Raw genomic sequence first — 19,662 nt, forward strand, 5'->3', positions numbered from 1 at the left:
GTCTGTCAGGAGAGACTTATGAGTGTATTCAACTGGTTCAAATCTGAGTCTGATGTCGGGCAAGGTTGCCAGCAAATACTTGATGGTTGCGATTCAGCAATAATTGTAACCAGTGCACAATTTGATATTACGTTTGCCAACCGGGCTGCCTGTGCGCTTTTAAGCACCGCAAATCAGCCATTAACTAAAGCGACCCTAACCGGCACCCATCTGACCCAGCACGGGATAGATACCAGCCCGTCGGCGGTGCGGGCCGAACAGGGAGCAACCCTGACGCTGGCTGATAAACAGCTTACTGTAGTGTTTCAGCCTGTCGAAAACAGGCAGGGTGAAATTACCCAATACTCAGTGCATCTCAGCGAAGCGCAGAAAGAACTGTTAAAAACCGCAACGATTGATGCACTCAACCGGGTTCAGGCTGTCATCCGCTTCGCCCCTGACGGTACGATTCTGGATGCGAATGAAAATTTTTGTACCGGTCTGGGCTATCAGCTCAGTGAAATAGTAGGGCAGCACCATCAGATGTTTATTGATCGCAACTATGCAGCATCTGTTGAATACAAACGATTCTGGCAGGAACTGGCACGAGGTGAGGTAAAAGCCGGTGAGTTTTGCCGTTATCGTAAAGACGGCAGCCCGATATGGATTCAGGCTTCCTATAACCCGATTTATGACAGCGCCGGTAAAGTGATTGGTGTGACCAAATTTGCCACGGACATCACCGAGGCCAAAACAAAAAATGCATATTTTGAGGGACAGATAAACGCTATTCACCAGTCGCAGGCGGTTATTGAGTTTGATGTTGACGGAAATATCCTCAGCGCTAACGATAACTTCTGCAACGCGGTAGGTTACTCGCTCAATGAGATTCAGGGGCGGCATCACAGCATGTTTGTTGATGCAGAGTATAAAGCCAGCGCCGAATACGCCAATTTCTGGGCGCAGCTGAAACAAGGGCAGTTTTATGCCGGTGAGTTTAAGCGCTTTGGCAAAGGGGGCAAGGAGATCTACATTCAGGCGTCCTATAACCCGATTCTGGATGAAAACGGTAAACCCTTCAGAGTGGTAAAATATGCCAGTGACATTACCGCCAGAGTCAAGGCGGTGAATGATATTAAGTTTATTATGAACAGCCTGGTACGTGGTGAGCTTAATGCCGATCTGCATCGTGACTTTGAAGGCGATATGAAAGAGCTGGGCAATGCCATCAACACATTTGTTGTGGATATTCGCGGTATCATTGGCACCATCAAAGATGTGATGACGCAGTTGTCAGGCGGCGATCTGACAGTACGTGTAGAGCAACAGTTCCAGGGCGAATTCCAGGTACTGGGGGATGCCATCAATCAGTTTGTAGCTGATATGGGCACAACGATTCAAAGTATTAATGATGCAGTTGAGACCATCAACACCGCATCAAGTGAAATCGCGTCAGGCAACGCAGACTTATCTGGCCGGACAGAACAGCAGGCGTCGAGCCTGGAAGAAACGGCATCCAGTATGGAAGAGCTGACCGGTACGGTGCGCCTGAATGCAGAAAATGCAGAGCAGGCTAATTCGCTGGCTGCCCGTGCCAGTGATGTGGCCAATGAAGGTGGCGAGCTGATTGCCAAGGTCGTCGATACCATGGGCGCTATTAACGACTCTGCGCAGGAAATTTCTGACATTATCGGGGTTATTGATGGTATCGCGTTCCAAACCAACATTCTTGCTTTGAATGCCGCAGTGGAAGCCGCCCGGGCTGGTGAGCAGGGGCGCGGATTTGCCGTGGTTGCCTCTGAAGTGCGAACCCTGGCACAGCGTTCTGCTGAAGCAGCCAAGGAAATTAAAGAACTGATTTCTGATTCAGTGAATAAGATTAATGGTGGAAATCAGCTGGTCAAAGAGTCTGGCGATACCATGACAGAGGTAGTCAACTCTATTAAACGGGTTAACGACATCATGTCTGAAATTTCCGCGGCGTCTTCCGAACAGGCAACCAGTATTGAAGAAGTTGGCAAAGCAGTAAACAACATGGATGAAATGACCCAGCAAAATGCGGCGCTGGTGGAAGAAGCGGCTGCTGCAGCAGACAGTTTGCAACAACAGGCTGTGCAGTTGTCTAATCGGGTAGCCACATTCAAATTATCGTCAGAGTCCAGAAGCTATGTCGCTGCCGTACCTGCGGCTCCTAAAATGCGTACCCGGGTAACACCGGTGGTCCCTCAGGTCACCAAAGCGTCTGCCCTTAAACCTAATGTGCCGGAAGAAACTGACTGGGAAGCGTTCTGACGTACTAGGTAATCTGACAGCAGCGGGCTGACTTAGTCCGCTGCTGTTTTTGCAGTAACCCAACGATAAAGGCTGATTGTGAATAATACAGCTGGATTCCCCCTCAACACCTACTTTGACACCCGCTTTGCCCGTCAGGCGGTCAAGATTTTACCTGGTCAGTACTTTGTCACTGGTGAGGATAAGCTGATTGTTACCGTTTTAGGATCTTGTGTTGCGGCCTGCATGTACGACCCACAAACAGGGGTCGGCGGAATGAATCATTTTTTGTTGCCGTCGAATATTTACGTCAACATTAAGCCGGCTGAAGTGAATAAATATGGCGAGCAGGCTATGAGTACACTGGAAAGCTGTTTAGTTGCCAGTGGAGCAGCACCAGAACGGCTGGTGGCAAAAATCTTCGGTGGCGGGCAGGTATTAGCCGGGTTTAGCGATAACGATGTGGGCTCGCTTAATGTCAGCTTTGTAAAACACTATCTGGATGCCAGAAATATTCCGGTGCTAAGCGAAGACTTACTCAGTAATTACGCCCGTAAGGTCTATTTTTTTCCGGCTACCGGAGATGTGTTTATGAAGCGTATTCGTGATTATAATAACGATACGATCATGGAGCGGGAAAGTGAGCACCGGTATCAGCTGAATCAGCATTTTGCCCCTCATGACGACCCCCTTTAAATGACTCATCTGATCTGCCATTAAACGCCTTCTACACGCACTTTTAACGCAAACACATTGTGATATTACTACGTTGTTCTAGTCTCAATGAATACCCTTTGTACTGCGCTTTAAAAGGAATGCCGTTATGAAATTAAGGATAATACTCATTGCTTTAGCCCTGCCATTAGTAGCCTGCTCCGAGCCGTTGCTTACCCTTGATGAAAGTGCCAGTGAAGTGGCATCACAGTATCAGCAGGAACAAAACAAACTTATCTGGTATACACCCACTGAGCTGCATAAAAGCAGTTTGAAAGAATGGCAGGCTGCATCAAAAAGTAGCAAGCGTTCGCTGTGTGCAGACTATCTGATGGCCTTGCAGATGCGTGGCTGGCTGGTAGCCAGTGAGTTTGGTCATATCGAACATATGAACCAGCTGAAGCCTTATGCAGAACAACTGGCAACAGCTGTGAATAAGAATGTAAAAGCGGATTTATCGGCGCAGCGTGTGGTGAACAGCGATCATGTTGCTACCGAAATTCTACGCGCCGCAGGGCAGTTAGGTTATCTAACCGGCCATGCTCAGCTTGGCCATAAAGTCGTTTCTTAAAACACCGGCAACGCTAAAGGCAGCGTTGCCGGTATAGCGGTTACAGTGTAAACAATACTTTTACACTGTCGTTTACTGCACTGGCATCCACTACACCAATCGCACCGGGATCAGAGGATACTTTGCTTAGTACATCGGCTGCAGCGGCGCTCTCGGGCGGACGACCGCCTCCTGTGAAAGCCAGCTTAGCCCAGTAAGCTTTATACTGGCTGGGCGAACGAGACAGGGCTTTTTCAACAAACTCATCGCTGGCGCTGCCTTGCTGCATAAGCGGTGTCAGCGTTTTATCTTTACCTAAAAACAGTTTACTGACCTGGGCCTGATCCAGCGCTGCACCATTGGCAGGGTTGACGACAACCGCTACCTCAGCAAACGCAAAGTGGCTGGCTAAACTGGCCGCAATCAGGCTGGTGATCTTCAGTGATTTGATAAATTTCATTGTTATGTACCTTAAAAAACTGTGACCAGAGCAACCTGGAACAAACCTGCATCACTGCCATCTAGCTGTTCTGAGTTGGTGTATTCTGCTTTAAACGCGGCAGATTCATGGAAGTCCCAGCGGGCACCGATAGTATAGAAAGGTGCATCTTGTGTGCGACTGGCAAGTACCGCGTCTGTGGCTGCACGCAGGCCAGCCAGAGCTTCAATCTGAGGAACAGCTGACAGATCAACATCAGGCGTTGTTTTGTTATGACCAAATGTGCCGTGCAGCATCACCGTGCCAAAGCGTTTGCCGACTGATACCATCCATGGCTCCAGCTCGCCTACAACAGTATTGTCCAGTTTGGTCGGAATGTATTCAGCAACAAATAACCAGTCCTGATTGTCATAAATCACACCAAACTCGTAGCCATCTACTGAATCATCGCTGATCGCAATATCATCGCCCACATAGCCAAACGGGGTTTGCTGCCATCCTGCCACAAGAGGTGTCAGGCCTAAATCAGCACTCCAGTCAAAATGCAAATAGGTTGAGCGGAATGTCCAGTTGCCGTAGTTCACGCTGGCCACCGCACTGAATACTTTATCAATATCGAAAGTCGCGCCATCGGCCCGGGTGAGGTTTTCCTGACCGTAATACAGGCGAAAGTTAATGATAGCATCGCCAACATAGAAGTCGTGAATCGTGGAGATTCCATCAATGCTGTCAAACGGTGATTGATAAACTTCTGTTGGAGGTGCAATCCAGTGATAGGCGTATGACACATCCAGATAGTCTGAGTACAGATACATCGGAATACGCTGTCGACCAACCTGTACACGCCAGTCATCCTGAACCTGATATGACAGATATGCCCAGGTAAATTCAGGATCCCAGTCATCAACTCCACGGGCCCGGATCTGTGCTGTTGCGCTCAGTCCGTCGTTTAAGTCGGCATACGCCTGCAGCGCAAAAAATGACCCTTGTTTAAAGTTAAGATCAGATTCATCGTAATTTCTGACCTCAGTATCGCTGTCTGTCAGCAGGCCGGCAGAAAGGGTACCAAAGCCACTTAGCTGAACATCCGCCGCGGCATTGAAAGACAGGGCTAAACCCAGTGATAAACAGGAAAATGAGGATAATTTCATTACAAATCCAAACAAAAAAAGAAATCAGGGACAATGTTAGTTTGTTAACGGCAATATTACATGAGGTAAAAGTCGAGATTGGATAGCAGGTGTGATAATGAGGTATTAATCTGAATACTTAGTTGACGATTTTCGGCGCACAAGTACAACACATGTCAGCATATCGAAACTTTATGTAGCATTTTTCGCATAAAAAGCGCTGCAGGAAAGGTCCCCGACAGCGCTACTTTGACCGATAACGTCAGACTTTAAACTGGCGGGCGATTGCTTCAAGCTTAGTCGCCAGATCAGCCAGCTCTGTGCTGGCTGAAGCCAGTTTGGCTGAGTTCTGACTGGTTTGTTCGGTGCGCTGAAAAATCGCGTCTACACTATTAACAATATTTGTAGAGGTGGTTTGCTGGGAGTCGGTAGATGCAGCAATTTGCGCATTCATCCGGCTGATTTCTTCAATTGTCTCGGTAATTATATTCAGACTGTTACCTGCCGCATTGGCTGTTTCCACACTGTCACGGGCGCGCTCATTACCCCGATTCATCACCGTTACAGCCGACTGCGCTGCGCTTTGCAGCCGCTCAATGGTGCTTTGTATTTCTTCGGTAGACTGTTGTGTACGGGAGGCCAGCGTGCGCACCTCATCCGCAACCACCGCAAACCCGCGACCCTGCTCACCGGCCCGGGCGGCTTCAATCGCTGCATTAAGGGCCAGCAGGTTGGTTTGCTCGGCAATCCCTTTTATGACATCCAGTACCACACCAACCTGATTGGTATCGGTTTCCAGACGCTGAATCACTTCGGCTGTTTCGGCGACGTTAGCTGCCAAGTCCTGAATACTGGACACCGTATTGCCCACCACGCGCTTTCCTTCATCAGCGGCACTGGTAGCGTTGATGGCAGCAGAGGACGCATCTGCTGCATTGGAAGCGACCACATTGACCGACTGATTCATCTGCTCTACCGCTGTTTTAGCGGTGGTGGCGGAGTCACGCTGATTGGCAATGGTTTGATTGGTATCAGCTGTCAGACTGTTCAGGTTTTGGGCCAGTGATGATAAGGGCAAAGTGGTATCTACAATGTCCTTTACCAGATTTTGTAACCGTTCCATAAAGCGGTTGAAGTAGGTAACCAGTTCACCCACTTCGTCGTTAGAGCGGGCATCAATACGCACTGTCAGATCACCGTTTTCCTCCGCGATGTTACGCAATGACTGCACCACCCGGTTAAGGCTTCCGCGGATCTCAGACACAATCGGCCAGGCGGTAGCAAACAGGATCACTGTGGTCACCAGACCCATAATGATACCCAGTGTCAGCAGAAAACTCTGGGCATCATTGTAATCGGCAAAAGCCGTGTCAAAAGCCTGCGCCCGGTCCTGTTTAAACTGATTAAGGTGCGCGGTGACTTTATCATAGCCCTGGTTCATTTTTTCCAGCTGGGCGTTTAACGTAGAAAAATCGGCTGAGCCATCGAGGATTGAAGCTGTAATTCGGTATGCCAGTTTAAAATACGCATTAAACTCGCTGAGCATGCTGTTGACTTCACCGGCCAGTTCGGGGTCTATCTGTTCAATCTGCTGCAGACTTTGCTGGGTTTTCTGTGCGGTGTCTGAAGCCTGCTGTAGCGCTTCTGCATCGCCGGTAGTCACTGCGCCGGCCAGCGTATCACGTACTTTTTCCATGTTTACCAGCGCGGTTGAGCTTAGTTGCAAAGCCGGAAAGTCCACATCTTTTGCTGTTGCCAGTTGTTCGCTATTCTGGGCAGAGATATAGCTGTTTATTACAACAAAAATAAGAAAGCTGGCCGCCCCGATAATCGGAATCAAAAAGATTTTTTTGGCCACAGATAGGTGTAAAAGAAAGTTCATAAGGTGTCCCCAGGCAGATCGGTCGCGCATTTCCATATCAGGTAGATGCAGTGGTGGATTACTGACAGGTTCGTTACCTGATCGCGTTATTTTGTAATATCTTAAACAGTTTATCGAACAGTGCGGTATGTAACTTTAGAGTAAATTATAGAAAGTTATCTGTGATTTGCGTGATCAAATTTTACTCAGCAGGGTAATAAAATCATTCTGACTCCTGATTTAAAGGCCTGACCATGCCGATTATTTCCCGTCGTCGATTTCTACAGTTATCTACCAGCAGTTTATTAATCGCTTCTGCCAGCCCGGTATGGAGCATGCCGCGCTCCGATAAACCTGTAGGCGTGGCATTGCTGGGGTTGGGGAATTACAGCGCCAGCATGCTGGCGCCGGCTCTACAGCACACCAAACACTGCCGGCTGACCGGCATTGTGACGGGCACGCCAGATAAAATTCCTCAGTGGCAGCAAAAGTACGGGTTACAGGATGCAAACTGTTATACCTACGACAACATGGATGATATTGCTAATAACGATGACATTGATGTGATTTATATAGTGACTCCTACCGGAACACATATGGATTTTGCCGTGCGGGCGGCCAATACTGGTAAACACGTATGGTGTGAAAAACCGATGGCGATGGACGAAGCTCAGTGTCAGCGGATTATTGATGCCTGTGAAAAAAATGGGGTCATGCTGTCGGTTGGCTATCGAATGCAGCACGAGCCCAATACCCGCACCTTTGCTGATTATCAGCACACATTGCCTTATGGTGAAATGCGCAAACTAAGCAGTTTTGCCGGTTATGGTGGCAATGGCCGGCCTGCTGATAACTGGCGTATGCAAAAAGAGATGGGCGGCGGCGCACTCTACGATATGGGCGTTTATGCAATTAACGGTGCGCGGTTTATTACCGGCAAAGAACCGGTGGCGGTCACCGGGCGACATGAAAAATCTCACCCGGAGATTTTTAAAGAGGTCGACGAAACCACCTTCTTCACCCTGGAGTTTGCAGATGGACCCGAAACAGAGTGTGGCACGTCAGTGGTAAAAAGCTTTAACCACCTGAAAGCTGAATGTACAGACGGCTGGTATCAGCTTAAACCTATGCAAAGTTATTCTGGTGTCACCGGCACGACCAGTGATGGCAAGCAGTTGCCTCCCATAAAAGGCATGCAGCAGTCACTACAAATGGACAATGATGCATTGGCAATCCGCAACAAAGGACCGCTGCTAGTACCTGCAGAAGAAGGTCTGCGGGATATTCGTCTTGTAAACGCTATTTTTAAAGCAGCCAAAACCGGCCAGAAAGTCACGTTATAAGTAACCTGCGCGCCGGTTGGGAAAACAGGCGCGCACCCCATGTTCAGGCATTCAGCGCACTGGCCAGAGCCAGAAAGTCAGACACCGATAAATCGGGAGTGAGGCCAAGCGGGTACATCATTTTCCCTGGCCGTTCAATGAAGGCCGTTTGCAGTCCGGCTGCCTTAGCCCCGCTGACATCCCAGCCGTGCGCGGCGACCATCATAGACTCATGGGTATCCACGCCCATGGTTTCTACAGCCCACTGATACACATCAGGAAAAGGCTTGTACCGTTTCATGGTAGACACACTTAAAACAGCATCAAAATGCTGCCGGATACCGGCTTGATGCAATTGTTTGTTCAGACCGGCTTCGGCGGAGTTTGAAAAGGCCACCAGAGTATAGCCGGCCTGTTTCAGGCGGGTTAGTCCTTCGGTGACATCATCATGCGCGGGCAGGGAGGTCATCGGGCCTGAGATAGCGGATTTTGCCTCCTCCATACTCAGTGTCATACCCTGGCTATGTGCCACCATGGCCAGCGATGCTGCTCCTATTTCGCTGAAATCGTGATATTGGTTCGTGGCGCAATCTACCAGAGAATGATGTAACAGCTGAGCAAACCAGACCGGGACCAAATCAGCGTTGTTACCAAGTGTGTCAGCAATAGCAGTTTTCACCGCGTTCATATCCAGAGTGGTTTCATTGATGTCAAAAAACAATACTTTGGGCCTTTCTATAACAGTCATTAGGTCTCCGTTTTAACTCATATTTTTGGTGTTCTAACTCACGGTGATACAAAGTTTATTCAAAAAAGGACAATATTTTCTTCATTAAATTGACACATGTTGTATACTCGCGCCCCGATCTGCGTAACGTGCAAAAATCTGTATAGATTCTGTACAATACCAATATAAAGCATAAAGCACACCAGACGGAGAACACACATGTCAACGTACTCGCCATCTTCGCGAACTTTTAACCCTGCGCGTCTGTCAGTTTTATCACTGGCTATTTCTGCTTCTTTACTGAGTTCTGCTGCCCTTGCACAGGCCAGCGAAGCCAAAGAAGCTACCGTGTCTGACGAGCCAGTTGAAAAGATCATGGTTACCGCCCGTAAGCGGACCGAAAGCATCTTTGAAACACCCACTGCGGTTTCTTCTATTGGTGAAGGCATTATCGATGATACCAATGTGACCAATCTGGATGACATTGGTAAATACGTACCCAACCTGAATATCAGCCGCTACGGTGGTGGTAACAGTGGTCACGCCGCTGTATTTATTCGTGGTATTGGTCTGCAGGATCATATCATTACCACTGACCCTGGCGTAGGTGTGTACCTGGATGGCGTATATCTGGGCCGTCAGATGGGCGCAAATATGTCGCTGCCAAACATTGAGCGGGTAGAGGTACTGCGTGGCCCGCAAGGTACGCTGTATGGCCGTAATACCCTGGGTGGTGCGGTAAACATCATTACCAAGGCGCCGGGCGCACAGGACATCGCCTCGGTATCTGCAAAAGCCGGTACCCGTGGACGTTTTGCTACCGACATGTACATCAACAGTGATGTTACCGATGATCTCAGCGTGTCAGCTACCGGTTCTTTCAAGCGTCGTGACGGCGTGGGTGAAGCGGTTAACCTGGCAAACCCTGAGCGCGATATCGGTGAAGAAGAAGAATACAGTGGCCGTATTGCTGCCAAGTACCAGTTTTCTTCAGACTTTGCTGTGACAGTGGCGGCTGACTTTGTTGAAAACGAAGCGGGCCAGTCGCCTTACACCATCGAGTTTACGCCTAACGGCCCGACTGAGTTCAGTATCGATGATGGTGAGTTCTATCTGCTGAATCCTTCGCTTATTCCGGCAGACCCGGATGACTTGGGTACCACTGTACCGGGTCTGGAATCTACATCCTATTCTGGCTGGGGCGCTGCGCTGACCGCAGAGTGGGCCATGACCAACACGCTGGATCTGAAATTTATCGCCAGTAAGCGTTCTTCTGACTACGAAGGTGGTCTGGATGATGACGCATCGCCACTGAACCTGTCTGAGTTCCCGGAAACCGGTAATGCAGATCAGCACTCTTTAGAGCTGCAGCTAAATGGCACTTACGATAATTTTGATTTTGTTTCTGGTCTGTATTACTTCAATGAAGAAGGTACAACAGCCTCTGGTCCCTGGACCTTCAGTCCGTTTAACGTGCCGGGTGGTTTGTTAAATGATGGTACACCGGTTGCTGAAGTATGTAGCTTTTGTGGCGATTATGGTTACTTTGACCTGAACCAGGAAACCAATGCTTATGCCGCTTATGTAAACGTGTCTTATAGCATTACCGACCGGTTGAATATTGGTGGTGGTTTACGTTACAGCCGTGACGAAAAAGACGCTGATGCGCTGTTCCCGTCATTTGGTGGCGAGCGTGCATTCCGTAGCGCTGATTTTAGCGAAGTAACCTGGGATGTGAATGCCGGCTATACCTTAAGCGATGACCTGAATGTGTACGCAGCGGTACAAAAAGGCTATCAGACTGGTGGCTTCCCTCCGCGTCCGTTTGGTGGTGCAGCGCAGTTTGTGTCGTTTGATGAAACCACGGCAATCAACTATGAAATCGGCTTTAAAGGCAACCTGACCGATGACATTAGCTTCATGTCAGCGTTCTTCCTGACCGATTACACAGATCTGGCTCTGCCGTTCTCCAACCCGCAGGCTGGTGGTGGTTTTGTCACCATCGTTGAAAATGCCGGTGAGTCGCGCTCGCAGGGTGTTGAACTGGAACTGACTGCGAATGTAACTGACGATTTTGTGATACGTAGCAGCTTAGGTTTCCTGGATGCCGAAATCACGGATCTGGATGAAGGTGTACAGGGGATTGGTGAAGGCGATGCGCCGGCACTGTCACCAAAATGGACCATCATGGTTGCACCTACTTATTATCATGAACTGAGCAGCGGTGCACTGATGACATTCAGTGTTGACTACTCGTTCCGTGATGAAATGCAGGGACAGTCAGTGTACAACGCGAACGAGACTATTGATGCCCGTGAGCTGGTTGGTTTTAACGTAAGCTACGAGCCGGCGGCTGGTGACTGGTCACTGAGCCTGTATGGTAAAAACGTGTTTAACGAAGTCTACGACCAGGGCCGTCTGGCTCAAAATGGTTACGTAGGTATCGTGCGCAGTAATGACCGTAGCGAATTTGGTCTGCGCTTTACCAAAACATTCGACCTATACTAAGCCACAGGCTGAAAACACCCAAAAGCCGGCATTTGCCGGCTTTTTTTATGCGTGTAAGTCAAACTGCCATACCAGCAGGGTGAGGGTAAGCGCGCCAATCAGCAGGTTCATCAGTACGCCCACTTTTAAAAAATCAGTAAAGCGGTAATTACCCGGGCCGTAAACCATCAGGTTTGTCTGATAGCCCAGTGGTGTGGCAAAACTGGCTGATGCGGCCATCATAATAGCAAACGTAAAGGGTACCGGATTCAGCTGTGCCGCCTCTGTAAATGCAATCACTACCGGTAACATCATCAGCGCTGCAGCGTTGTTGGTGATCACTTCTGTTAACAGCGACACCGCAATATAGGTAGCAATCAGCAACAATATCGGGTTATTACCACTGACACTGAGCATATTGTCGGCAAGGTACTGCGCCACGCCGGTTTTTTGCAGCGCCAGGCCCAGTGCAAAAGAGGCAGCAATGGTCATCACAACGCTGAAATCCACACTTTGCTCTACTTGCCGGGTACTTAAACATCCGGTGAGCAGCATAATGGCAGCCACTGCCAGCGCTGCATGCAGCATGGAAATAATTCCAAATCCGGCGGCGGTGACACCCACCGCCAGCAGCCCCCAGGCCAGATACGCTTTGGCCGGATTAGGCAGGGTGTCGGCCAGTGGCGTAATCACCAGAAAATCCTGATTATGCTGCTGACGTTCAGTAAATGCCGGACGCGCCTTAAGCAGTAATGTATCGCCGCCAGCCAGCACAACGGTGCTCAACGGACCGTTAATACGATGACCATGACGGGCAATGGCCACGATGGCAGCGCCGTACCGACGCCGGAAGTTAGCCTGCGTCACGGTTTTGCCAATGACATCACAGCCTGCTGAGATGACTACCTGAATCAGGGTATTATCCAGCGCCGCCTGATCAGAGGCCTGCTGCACACTTTGCAAACCCTTAAAGGTCAGTAATCCGGAGATGGCACTGGTCTGGCCGGCGAAAACCAGAATATCGCCGCCTTCAAGCAGGGTGTCCGGGGTCACCGGTAACGAATGGCGCTGCCGGCTGATAGCCACCAGATACATACTGCGAAGATGCCGCAGCCCGGCTTCTTCCACGGTTTTACCCGCCACCGGTCCTTCAGGGGTTACCTGTACCTCGGCAGTAAAGTCGTGGATGTCAGCAAACGGTGTCTGCGCCGAGGTGTCTGGCAACAAGCGGTTAAAGCATAACAGCATAATCACAAACCCGCCCAGTGCTACCGGGATACCAATAACTGCCAGGTCAAACAGGGCAAAGCCCTCGCTGTGGGTCAGCTCCTTATACAAGCCGTTGACAACAAGATTGGTGCTGGTGCCAATCAGAGTAATCGTGCCGCCCAATATGGCACTGTAACTGAGCGGGATCAGCAGCTTCGATGGCGCTACGCCGATTCGCCGGCTCCATTGCATAATGGCCGGGATCATGGTGGCCACCACCGGCGTGTTATTTAAAAATGCACTTAACGTGGCAACCGGTAAAAATACCCGAGCCAGCGCACCGGGAATGGTTTTGGGCGCGCCCATCAGTGCGTTGACCAGCAGGGTAACCCCGCCAGTGGTCTGAATGCCCGCAGCGGCAATGAACATGACGGCCACTGTTATCAGGCCTTCATTTGCCAAACCGGATAGTGCTTCGGCGGTAGTCAGTACTCCTGATAACATCAGCAGCACCAGTACAACCATCATCACCCAGTGAGGGCGCAGACGACCGCTGATGAGCGTGACCAGCGCCAGTATCGTCAATACAGAAACAAAAATGCCTTGCCAGTTTTCCATAAGAATTTGTGAGTAATAAAAGTCTCAGAGCTATTCCAGAATCAGGCCACAATTTAGGTGGTTGATTTTATATTATATTTTACTGTTAAGAGCGCCATACCGTTAAATATCACAGTTTTATCTGTTTTATTTAGCGGTTTACTACGCTATAAGACAGTATTGATAATTCATTAATGCAGGAGAGTGTGGTGTTAACTGACTGGAGCGAAGTCTGGAAGCGGGTGGCACAACAAGCCAGCGTGGAGGAGGTTGTACAGCATTTACAGGCAGTGACCGGTGGGGTCTTTTCTATTGGAGTTGCCTGGCTGAATGAGCAGCAAATCAGCGTCATGGTGGCGCCGGGAAAAGATACCCCTGATGAGCTTGAATGTGAACAGTTGCAGTATAGTGAGCTGCCGATGATCTGGCTGTCCTCCTGCAGCGCTTATCGGTTAACCGAAGTTCCCCGGCCGGCCTGGCTGCTGCTGGGTTATGGGCGTACTGAAATCAGTCAGGAGTTACTGGCGATGTTTATGGATATTATTGGTACGTTACTGCACAACCTGCATCAACAGCTGTCCCAACAGGAAGCCATTCGACAGGTCTCTTTCCGCCAGACAGATCTGCTATTGAGAATGGGCAAAACAGCCAGCGCTGATACCATTATCGGTGCCGGGTTGGATGATGTTCTGCTCAGAGCCGCTAAAGTGGCCGCCACTGATACCACGGTACTATTGCAGGGAGAAACCGGCTCAGGTAAAGAGCTGATTGCCCGGGCGATTCATGATGGTTCTGTGAGGGCCGGCCAGCCATTTGTGCGGGTAAATTGCGGAGCGATTGCACCGGATCTTATTGATGCTGAGTTGTTTGGTCATGAAAAGGGCAGCTTTACCGGCGCGACCAGTCAGCGCAAGGGGTGGTTTGAACGGGCGCATCAGGGCACATTATTTCTTGATGAAGTGGGCGAACTCACTCTGGCAGCCCAGGTCAGGCTACTGCGTGTTTTACAGGATAAAACCATTACCCGGGTAGGGGGAGAAAAAGAGCTTCACTGCGATGTGCGTATTGTGGCCGCGACCCATCAGGACCTGGCTGCCCGGGTACAGCAGGGCGCTTTTCGTGAAGATTTATGGTACCGGCTCAATACTTTTTGTTTACTGATCCCTGCATTGCGTCAGCGTACTGCCGATATTGGCGCCCTGGCCAGACACTTTTGTGAGCGGGCCTCAATTAAACTGGGTATCGCACAGCCAGTGCTGACAACTGCCCATATTCGGTTGTTAAATCGTTATCACTGGCCGGGCAATGTGCGGGAATTACAGTCGGTGATTGAGCGTGCCGCCATTCTGGGCAGCCCGGGGAGTCTGGCCCTGGAGCAGGCCATGGGAGCCGCACAGACCCAGCCGGCGGCTGCGCCCGCCGAAGTCTCGTCCCCTCTTACGCTCGACGGGGCAATTCACCAGACGATAGAAGCCGCGCTGATCAAAACCAACTGGCGAATTGAGGGACCGCGCGGTGCGGCGGCTTTACTGGACGTTAACCCCAGTACGTTACGCTCGAAAATGCGTAAGCTGGGCATTCCTGGTGCGCCAGTCAGTTAAAGAAACCGCGCCATGTGCGGATGCGCCACCTCAATCCACTGTGCCAGGCACGGTTCATCAATAAAACTGAAATCGGCAAAATCGAACCCGGGTGCCACAGTGCACCCGGCCAGTGTGTAATCGCCGGTACTCTCTGCCGCCTGATAGTAGCCTGCCGGCACCACGCTGGCATATTCTGTCTCACCCGGGCCAATGCGCTGCTCTTTTAACTGTTGCTGATTCAGTTGATACAAGCGTAACGGGGCACCTTCATATACATTCCACACTTCATCATGCCAGACCCGGTGGAACCGGCTGACCTGATCTTTTAACAGCAGAAAATAAATGTGCGTCATGGCCGGCCGGGGCTGCTGATGGTGAGGAGAGATAACCGTGTGCGACGAGCAAAAGGTTTGTTTGAAAAAGCCGCCTTCAGGGTGCGGCTCAAGCCCGAGCCGGGATATCAGCGGATGGGGTTTTGATTTGTAGGAAAACATAGGTCAGGCATCCCTGCTTGCAGGTTATTTTATGTAATGTGCAAAGATTTTAACAAAAATGAAACGTGCGTGCAGTGACCGCGTTGATTGAACTTTTTCCGGTCACCCTGCCGTACCAACACACAAATCACTTATAGTTATCCACTCTGTTCATGGTCTCCCTCTACGCTGGCCGCGGTGGATACACGGCACAAAAGGATGGTGAATACGTGAAATACCAGTCATTTACACAACTTAACGTTAACAGTAATCAGTACAAGGCCATCAGCTTTGATAAGGTGGCCGAACAGTATGATTTAGCCCGGTTACCATTTTGTATGAAAATACTGCTGGAAAACCTGATTCGTCACGAACACGAAGAGTTTGTGGCCAGCGAGGATATTGAAAAAATAGCCGGCTGGGATACTCAGAACGACAGTCAGCAGGAAATTTCATTTGTGCCAGCGCGGGTTATTCTGCAGGACTTTACTGGGGTGCCGGCCATTGTGGATTTAGCCGCCATGCGTGATGCGGTCAATAATCTGGGGGGGGATGCTCAGGCCATTAATCCGTTAAATCCGGTAGAACTGGTTATCGATCACTCGGTGATGGTGGATTATTTTGGCAGCGATGATGCCTTTGAGAAAAACACCGATGTGGAAATTGAGCGTAACAATGAACGCTATCAGTTTTTAAAATGGGGCCAGTCTTCATTTGATAACTTCAAGGTTGTGCCACCGGGACGCGGCATTGTGCATCAGGTTAATCTGGAATATCTGGCCCGCTGCGCCTTTACCAAAGAGCAGGACGGGGAAACCTGGGTATACCCCGATACGCTGGTGGGGACCGACTCGCACACCACAATGATAAACGGTTTGGGTGTACTTGGCTGGGGCGTTGGCGGCATTGAAGCCGAAGCTGCCATGTTAGGCCAGCCGGTAACGATGCTCGCGCCACGGGTTGTCGGTTTTCGTCTGACCGGCGAGCTTACTGCTGGCACTACGGCCACCGATATGGTGCTGACAATTACCGAGCAGCTGCGTAAGCATGGTGTAGTAGGTAAGTTTGTTGAATTTTATGGTCCGGGCCTTAAGCATTTGTCCACCGCAGACAGAGCAACTATCGCCAATATGGCCCCTGAATATGGCGCTACCTGCGGTATTTTCCCGCTCGATGAGGTAGCGCTGGAATATCTGACGCTGACCGGACGAGATGCACAGCAAATTAAACTGGTAGAAGAATACGCCCGCTCTGCCGGTTTGTGGCATGACGATACCACTAAAGACGCTGAGTACCATGAAACTCTGGAACTGGACTTATCCAATGTGGTGCCTTCGCTGGCAGGGCCTAAGCGCCCGCAGGATCGCATCCCGCTGACAGACGCTGCGGCGGCGTTTAAGAAGTGGTTTAACTCGCAGATTGATGTGGATGTGAAATACGAGGAAGACGCCAAGTTTGTCTCTGAAGGTGGTGATATGTCAGAGGTCGACGAGGAGCATGACTCGTATGTTGATTTTAAAGGCAGCCAGTTTAATCTGCAGGATGGCGCTGTGGTCATTGCGGCAATCACCAGTTGTACCAATACGTCCAACCCATCCGTGCTGATTGGCGCAGGTCTGGTCGCCAAAAAAGCGGTAGAGATGGGGCTGGTCACCAAGCCCTGGGTGAAAACCTCACTGGCCCCGGGGTCACAGGTAGTGACTCAGTATCTGGAAGATGCCGGTCTGATGGCACCACTGGAGCAGCTGGGCTTTAATCTGGTGGGTTATGGTTGTACAACGTGTATTGGTAATTCAGGCCCGTTACCCGAAGAAATCAGTAACGCGGTGCAAAACGCCAAGCTTACCGTTACATCGGTACTATCTGGTAACCGCAACTTTGAAGGACGTATTCATCCGGATGTGGCGGCCAATTACCTGGCTTCTCCACCGCTGGTGGTTGCCTACGCACTGGCCGGTAATATGAATATTGATATTACCAGTGAACCGGTGGCAACCAGCAAAGATGGCAAAGACGTATACCTGAAAGATATCTGGCCATCGGAAGATGAAATTAAGTCGATGGTCAAAGAGTTTGTTTCCGGTGAGCTGTTTAAGCAGAAATATGCTGATGTGTTCAAAGGCAATGATGTATGGAATAACCTGAATGTATCCAAAACATCGGTATACGACTGGCCAGACTCAACCTATATCAAACATCCGCCGTTTTTTGAGGGCATGGGCAAAACGCCCGGCGCGTTATCGTCTATTGAAAACGCCCGCTGCTTGGTCAAAGTCGGCGACTCTATTACCACAGACCATATTTCACCGGCAGGCGCGATTGCTAATGATAGTCCGGCAGGGCAATACCTGCAGGAGCAGGGGGTTAAGCCGGTTGACTTTAATTCTTACGGTTCTCGCCGGGGGAACCATGAGGTCATGATGCGCGGTACATTTGCCAATGTCAGACTGAAAAATCAGCTGGCACCGGGTACCACGGGCAGTGCTACCACCCACTATCCTAGCGGTGAGCAGATGTCGATATTCCATGCAGCGATGAAATACCGTGACGATAATGTACCGGCGGTAGTGATTGGCGGTAAAGAATATGGCACGGGGTCGAGCCGTGACTGGGCAGCCAAGGGACCTTCGCTGCTAGGTGTTAAAGCCGTTATTGCCCAGAGCTACGAGCGTATTCACCGTTCGAATCTGATTGGCATGGGAATTCTGCCGCTTCAGTTTAAAGACGGCGACAGCGCTGAATCGCTGGACATTAAGGGCGATGAGTTGTTCAGCGTGGCTCAGGTAGGCAAAGACAGCCGCGAGGTAGAAGTGACGGTAACAACCGACGATGGCAGCAGCCGTTCTTTTATGGCTGATGTGCGCATTGATACCGCCAATGAGTTTACCTATTTCGAGCATGGCGGAATCCTGCATTATGTGATTCGTGAGTACCTTAAAAAAGGTGCATAGACAAGACTGAAAAAAGCTCCCGAACGGGAGCTTTTTTATGGAGGCTGGCGTTACATGTAGCGCCGGCGTTCGGCGAACACACCAATAGCGATAAACGCGGTGATAAATAATGCACCTTGCAGGTAGTAAGGAAAAAACTTGATAACATGCAACACCAGAGGCGCACCATACAAGGTTAAAGCGCCATAACCAAATGCGCACATCAGTACAAACAGCAATACCCTGATAATAAAATGACAGGGACTGAGCATTGCTTTTACCTGCTTATTGATGATGTCGCCAAATACCACCAGCAAGGTTGCCATAAACATCAGGCTCATCTCGGTAAAATACGGTGCCAGCCACCGGGTGACCTGAGTTAACCATTCCGCCACTGTACTACTCCGTGTGACAATTAAACTCCTGTCAGTTTAGCGACTTTGCCGAATTTGAAAACCCAAAATGTTCAACTACAAGCGTTACCATTGGCGCGACCATACCGTAAACCAAAATCCGGTTTACGGATGCAGCAGGGCATTGACTGCTTTATAGCCTTGTTGAATGGTGGCCAGTTTATCCTGCGTCTGGTCCCGCTCAACCACATAATGTTCTACACCAGCTTTATCTGCAGCAGCAAAAATCGGTGCAAAATCGATCGTGCCTGTTCCCACGTCAGCAAACGCGCCCGACGTATCCATATCTTTTACATGCCACAATTTAAAGCGTCCGGCATGCTGATTAAAGTAGGCCAGCGGATCCTGTTTGGCTTTAAACATCCAGTACAGATCCATTTCCATCGCCACTTTGTCGGCGTCGGTTTCGGTTAGCAGCACATCATAGGGAATCTGTCCGTTGGTGTTGAAAAATTCAAAATCATGATTGTGATAGGCCAGCTTCAGGCCGGCCTTGTTGCAGGCTTCGCCCCAGATATTCAAATCTGCAGCCAGCTGCTTATAAACATCTATGGAGTTACCCCGCTGCGCCTCGGTAAGGTAAGGCACAACCACATAACGATGGCCAATCTCCAATGCGGTATCAATGACCTTATTCACACCGGCTTTAAACATATCCAGTGGTACGTGGGAGGAGGGAGCGCTCAGGCCTTCACCATCCAGCAGCTGCTTGATTTCTTTAGGTGAGTGGTTGTAATAACCGGCAAACTCCAGCTCTTTGTAGCCGACACCGGCCACCAGTTGCAGTGTGCCCGGTACACTTACCGCCATCCAGTCGCGCAGGGTATAGAGCTGCAGTGCAGGCACCGCGCTGCTGTGATTATGCGCCTGTAGTGAGAATGATAATGGCAGTGCAGCCAGGGCGGTTGCGCTGGCACCAAGCTGAATAAATCGGCGACGGTTCAAAGGGCTGTTGGCAATCATTGATATCTCCTGTT

Annotated in this window: 15 protein-coding genes; 7 read left to right on the forward strand and 8 right to left on the reverse strand. The window is 50.1% G+C overall.

Annotated elements, in window-relative coordinates; translation table 11 throughout:
- Positions 1-18: 18 nt before the first annotated feature.
- The 3 genes from EZV72_RS18700 to EZV72_RS01820 all read left to right on the forward strand — a co-directional run bounded on the left by EZV72_RS18700 (position 19) and on the right by EZV72_RS01820 (position 3,535).
- Positions 19-2,271 (forward strand): methyl-accepting chemotaxis protein, encoded by a 2,253-nt coding sequence (locus EZV72_RS18700; protein WP_137165623.1) that lies wholly within the window; start codon positions 19-21, stop codon positions 2,269-2,271.
- A 78-nt stretch (positions 2,272-2,349) separates the two neighbouring features.
- Positions 2,350-2,946 carry a chemoreceptor glutamine deamidase CheD gene (gene cheD, locus EZV72_RS01815; RefSeq protein ID WP_137165624.1) on the forward strand — a complete coding sequence of 199 codons (597 nt, stop codon included), beginning with the start codon at positions 2,350-2,352 and terminating at the stop codon, positions 2,944-2,946.
- 127 nt (positions 2,947-3,073) lie between these two features.
- Positions 3,074-3,535 carry a hypothetical protein gene (locus EZV72_RS01820; RefSeq protein WP_137165625.1) on the forward strand — a complete coding sequence of 154 codons (462 nt, stop codon included), beginning with the start codon at positions 3,074-3,076 and terminating at the stop codon, positions 3,533-3,535.
- A 40-nt stretch (positions 3,536-3,575) separates the two neighbouring features.
- On the opposite strand, the gene EZV72_RS01825 is transcribed toward EZV72_RS01820, so the two are convergent.
- The 3 genes from EZV72_RS01825 to EZV72_RS01835 form a co-directional block, all read right to left on the reverse strand.
- A complete protein-coding gene (locus EZV72_RS01825) occupies positions 3,576-3,974 on the reverse strand; it encodes a type 2 periplasmic-binding domain-containing protein (protein WP_217495172.1) in 399 nt (132 codons plus the stop codon).
- Between the two features lie 11 nt (positions 3,975-3,985).
- Positions 3,986-5,104: a porin family protein gene (locus EZV72_RS01830; protein ID WP_137165626.1), complete on the reverse strand. Its 1,119-nt coding sequence runs from the start codon at positions 5,102-5,104 to the stop codon at positions 3,986-3,988.
- 241 nt (positions 5,105-5,345) lie between these two features.
- On the reverse strand, positions 5,346-6,965 hold the full coding sequence (locus tag EZV72_RS01835) for a methyl-accepting chemotaxis protein (protein WP_137165627.1): 1,620 nt from the start codon (positions 6,963-6,965) through the stop codon (positions 5,346-5,348).
- A 233-nt stretch (positions 6,966-7,198) separates the two neighbouring features.
- Here EZV72_RS01835 and EZV72_RS01840 point away from each other — a divergent pair, with 233 nt between their 5' ends.
- Positions 7,199-8,287 (forward strand): Gfo/Idh/MocA family protein, encoded by a 1,089-nt coding sequence (locus EZV72_RS01840; protein WP_137165628.1) that lies wholly within the window; start codon positions 7,199-7,201, stop codon positions 8,285-8,287.
- Between the two features lie 43 nt (positions 8,288-8,330).
- Here EZV72_RS01840 and EZV72_RS01845 read toward each other — a convergent pair whose 3' ends face one another.
- Positions 8,331-9,014: a haloacid dehalogenase type II gene (locus EZV72_RS01845; RefSeq protein ID WP_137165629.1), complete on the reverse strand. Its 684-nt coding sequence runs from the start codon at positions 9,012-9,014 to the stop codon at positions 8,331-8,333.
- A 198-nt stretch (positions 9,015-9,212) separates the two neighbouring features.
- On the opposite strand from EZV72_RS01845, the gene EZV72_RS01850 reads away from it, so the two are divergent.
- Positions 9,213-11,501 carry a TonB-dependent receptor gene (locus EZV72_RS01850; protein WP_137165630.1) on the forward strand — a complete coding sequence of 763 codons (2,289 nt, stop codon included), beginning with the start codon at positions 9,213-9,215 and terminating at the stop codon, positions 11,499-11,501.
- A 45-nt stretch (positions 11,502-11,546) separates the two neighbouring features.
- Here EZV72_RS01850 and EZV72_RS01855 read toward each other — a convergent pair whose 3' ends face one another.
- Positions 11,547-13,307: an SLC13 family permease gene (locus EZV72_RS01855; protein ID WP_137165631.1), complete on the reverse strand. Its 1,761-nt coding sequence runs from the start codon at positions 13,305-13,307 to the stop codon at positions 11,547-11,549.
- Between the two features lie 188 nt (positions 13,308-13,495).
- Here EZV72_RS01855 and EZV72_RS01860 point away from each other — a divergent pair, with 188 nt between their 5' ends.
- Positions 13,496-14,887 (forward strand): sigma-54 interaction domain-containing protein, encoded by a 1,392-nt coding sequence (locus tag EZV72_RS01860; RefSeq protein WP_217495173.1) that lies wholly within the window; start codon positions 13,496-13,498, stop codon positions 14,885-14,887.
- On the opposite strand, the gene EZV72_RS01865 is transcribed toward EZV72_RS01860, so the two are convergent.
- Positions 14,884-15,363 carry a cupin domain-containing protein gene (locus EZV72_RS01865; RefSeq protein WP_137165632.1) on the reverse strand — a complete coding sequence of 160 codons (480 nt, stop codon included), beginning with the start codon at positions 15,361-15,363 and terminating at the stop codon, positions 14,884-14,886. The two genes, EZV72_RS01860 and EZV72_RS01865, sit on opposite strands and share 4 nt — an antisense overlap.
- Before the next feature lie 209 nt (positions 15,364-15,572).
- Here EZV72_RS01865 and acnA point away from each other — a divergent pair, with 209 nt between their 5' ends.
- Positions 15,573-18,293 (forward strand): aconitate hydratase AcnA, encoded by a 2,721-nt coding sequence (acnA, locus tag EZV72_RS01870; protein ID WP_217495174.1) that lies wholly within the window; start codon positions 15,573-15,575, stop codon positions 18,291-18,293.
- Between the two features lie 50 nt (positions 18,294-18,343).
- On the opposite strand, the gene EZV72_RS01875 is transcribed toward acnA, so the two are convergent.
- Together EZV72_RS01875 and EZV72_RS01880 are read right to left on the reverse strand one after the other, a co-directional pair.
- The gene (locus tag EZV72_RS01875; protein WP_137165634.1) at positions 18,344-18,667 is read right to left on the reverse strand and encodes a DUF3392 family protein; all 324 of its coding nucleotides are present in this window, start codon (positions 18,665-18,667) and stop codon (positions 18,344-18,346) included.
- Positions 18,668-18,790: 123 nt separating this feature from the next.
- Complete coding sequence (locus EZV72_RS01880) at positions 18,791-19,648, reverse strand: sugar phosphate isomerase/epimerase family protein (RefSeq protein ID WP_137165635.1); 858 nt, start codon at positions 19,646-19,648, stop codon at positions 18,791-18,793.
- Positions 19,649-19,662: the final 14 nt, after the last annotated feature.

This window comes from Salinimonas lutimaris (assembly GCF_005222225.1).
Taxonomy (GTDB): Bacteria; Pseudomonadota; Gammaproteobacteria; order Enterobacterales; family Alteromonadaceae; genus Alteromonas; species Alteromonas lutimaris.

Excerpts from the sequence above, each read along its gene's own strand:
- EZV72_RS18700 (WP_137165623.1), top strand. The coding sequence starts at position 19 with ATGAGTGTATTCAACTGGTTCAAATCTGAGTCTGATGTCGGGCAAGGT.
- EZV72_RS01820 (WP_137165625.1), top strand. The coding sequence starts at position 3,074 with ATGAAATTAAGGATAATACTCATTGCTTTAGCCCTGCCATTAGTAGCC.
- EZV72_RS01825 (WP_217495172.1), bottom strand. The coding sequence starts at position 3,974 with ATGAAATTTATCAAATCACTGAAGATCACCAGCCTGATTGCGGCCAGT.
- EZV72_RS01830 (WP_137165626.1), bottom strand. The coding sequence starts at position 5,104 with ATGAAATTATCCTCATTTTCCTGTTTATCACTGGGTTTAGCCCTGTCT.
- EZV72_RS01835 (WP_137165627.1), bottom strand. The coding sequence starts at position 6,965 with ATGAACTTTCTTTTACACCTATCTGTGGCCAAAAAAATCTTTTTGATT.
- EZV72_RS01840 (WP_137165628.1), top strand. The coding sequence starts at position 7,199 with ATGCCGATTATTTCCCGTCGTCGATTTCTACAGTTATCTACCAGCAGT.
- EZV72_RS01845 (WP_137165629.1), bottom strand. The coding sequence starts at position 9,014 with ATGACTGTTATAGAAAGGCCCAAAGTATTGTTTTTTGACATCAATGAA.
- EZV72_RS01850 (WP_137165630.1), top strand. The coding sequence starts at position 9,213 with ATGTCAACGTACTCGCCATCTTCGCGAACTTTTAACCCTGCGCGTCTG.
- EZV72_RS01855 (WP_137165631.1), bottom strand. The coding sequence starts at position 13,307 with ATGGAAAACTGGCAAGGCATTTTTGTTTCTGTATTGACGATACTGGCG.
- EZV72_RS01865 (WP_137165632.1), bottom strand. The coding sequence starts at position 15,363 with ATGTTTTCCTACAAATCAAAACCCCATCCGCTGATATCCCGGCTCGGG.
- EZV72_RS01880 (WP_137165635.1), bottom strand. The coding sequence starts at position 19,648 with ATGATTGCCAACAGCCCTTTGAACCGTCGCCGATTTATTCAGCTTGGT.